2 protein-coding genes are annotated in these 2,076 nt (G+C 72.3%); both read right to left on the reverse strand.

Going from position 1 to position 2,076, the window contains the following annotated elements; translation table 11 throughout:
• On the reverse strand, nucleotides 1-627 hold a 627-nt coding region (locus C7I84_RS29230), incomplete at its 3' end, for a sugar phosphate nucleotidyltransferase (RefSeq protein WP_165816262.1).
• Nucleotides 624-2,066, reverse strand: coding sequence for a phosphohexomutase domain-containing protein (locus tag C7I84_RS29235; RefSeq protein WP_106775726.1), 1,443 nt, complete (start codon nucleotides 2,064-2,066; stop codon nucleotides 624-626). The genes C7I84_RS29230 and C7I84_RS29235, both read right to left, overlap by 4 nt.
• Nucleotides 2,067-2,076: the final 10 nt, after the last annotated feature.

Below are 2,076 nucleotides of genomic sequence, written 5' to 3' on the forward strand. Positions count from 1 at the left end.
CAAGGATTCGAGCAGGCCGAGCATGGTGCCCGCGGCAAAGCAGAACATGCCGGCGTTCCAGTAGAAGCTGCCGGCGGCGACATAGCTCTCGGCGCGCGCCAGGTCAGGCTTCTCGACGAAGCGCAGCACGTCGGTGCCGGAGGCCTCGATGTAGCCGTAGCCGGTCTCCGGCCGGGTCGGGCGGATGCCGAAGGTGACGAGCCGGCCCTGGCGGGCGAGCGCGGCCGCCTCTTCGGCCGCCGCGACGAAGGCCGGCACATCGGTCACCATATGGTCGGCCGGCAGCACGATCATCACCGCGTCGCGGCCATGCGCCTCCTCCACGGCAAGCGTGGCGGCGGCGATGGCCGCCGCCGTGTCGCGGCCTTCCGGCTCGAGCAGATAGGTGAGCCGCGGCGCGGCGAGCCCGGTGTCGCGATACTCGTCCTCGCTGACGAACAGCAGATCGCGGTTGGTGACGGTGAGGATATCGGCGACGCCCGGGATCGCCAGGGCGCGGCGATAGGCGTGCCGCAGCAGCGACTGGCCGTCGCCCATCTCGATCAGCGGTTTTGGATGGCCCTCGCGCGACAATGGCCAGAGCCGCGAGCCGGCGCCGCCGCTGATGATCACTGGTACGATGCTCACTGGCCTGCTCCGCAAAGCGTTTCGTTGGTGTCGGGAAACCGTTCGATCGCCGCCAGCCCCGCCGCCAGCAGGGCTGCGGCGCGCTCGGGCGTCGGCGCGGCGGCATAGCAGCGCATCTCCGGCGCGTTGCCGGAGGGCCTGAGATGGATCATGCCGCCGCCGTCGAGATGGATCCGCAGGCCGTCGATGTCGTCGATGCGGGTGGCCGTGCCGATCGGGCCGAGGATGCCGTCCACAGCGTCGGGCGAGGCCCGCAGCGCCGCCATCAGCCGGTCGCTGTCGGCGCGCGAAAAATTCTCGACGCGGCCGCTGACGCAGGCCGGCAGGGCGAGATCGTCGAACAGCTTCGACAACGGCAGCCCATGCGCGCCTGCCGCGGCGAAGGCGCAGAGCAGCGGCAGCACGCTGTCGCGCGTCGGCAACGCGTCGAGCCGGGCGGCGCCGAGATCGACCGCGGAGCCGAGCAGCAGGCCGCCATTCGCCTCGAAGCCGAGCACGCGGGTGAAGCCGCGACTTGCCGCCGTGTCCATGCCCTCCAGCACGAAGGGCGAGCCGACCCTGGTGCGGATCACCGCGAAGCCGAAACGGTCGTCGATGCCGGGATTGGACGACACCGGCGTCACCACGGCATCGGCCTCGAGCAGGCGCGCCGCCACCAGCCCGAGCGCGTCGCCGCGAACGATCCGGCCCGTCTCGTCGGCAAGCAGCGGCCGGTCGCCGTCGCCGTCGGTCGAGACGATCGCATCGAGCCGATGCCGCCGCGACCAGTGCGCCAGCCGTTCCGCCGTCGCCGCGTCGATCGCCTCGGTGTCGACGGCGACGAAACCGTCGCTGGCGCCGAGCTCGACCACCTCGGCGCCGAGGCCCGCCAGCAGCCCGGCCAGAAGGTCGGCGGCGACCGAGCTGTGCCGCCACAGCCCGACGCGCCGCGCGCGCAGGATCGGCGACGGGAAGGCGGCCCGGTAGCGGGCGGCGTAGCGATCCCGCGCCGCCGCGTCCGGCGCCGGCAAAGCCGCAAGCCTGGCCGGCACAGCTGCCGGCGCGGCCGCCGCCAGCGCCGCGATCGCCCGTTCGTCGGCCTTGTCGATCTCGCCGTCCGGCCGGTAGAATTTGAGCCCGTTGCGGTCGGCCGGAATGTGCGAGCCCGTCACCATCACCGCCGGCGCCTGCAGGCTCATGGCGTGAAAAGCCAATGCCGGCGTCGGCAGCACGCCGCAATAGACCGGCGCAAAGCCCGCCGCGGCGAGCGCCGCCAGCGTCTGGCGCGTCAGCTCCGGGCTGCTGTCGCGGCGGTCGCTGCCGACGAACACCGCGCATCCGCGAGCCGCCCGCCCCGCCTCCGCAAGATGGGCGGCAAAAGCCGAAACATGCACGTAGCCAGGCCCCGAAAGGAGATCCGTCGCCAGACCGCGAAGCCCGCTTGTTCCGAAAGCAACCATTCAACCCCGT

Origin of the sequence: Kumtagia ephedrae, assembly GCF_003012745.1 — a bacterium.
GTDB classification, from domain to species: Bacteria; Pseudomonadota; Alphaproteobacteria; order Rhizobiales; family Rhizobiaceae; genus Kumtagia; species Kumtagia ephedrae.

Coding starts and splice junctions, on each gene's coding strand:
- C7I84_RS29235 (WP_106775726.1), bottom strand. CDS start 2,066: ATGGTTGCTTTCGGAACAAGCGGGCTTCGCGGTCTGGCGACGGATCTC.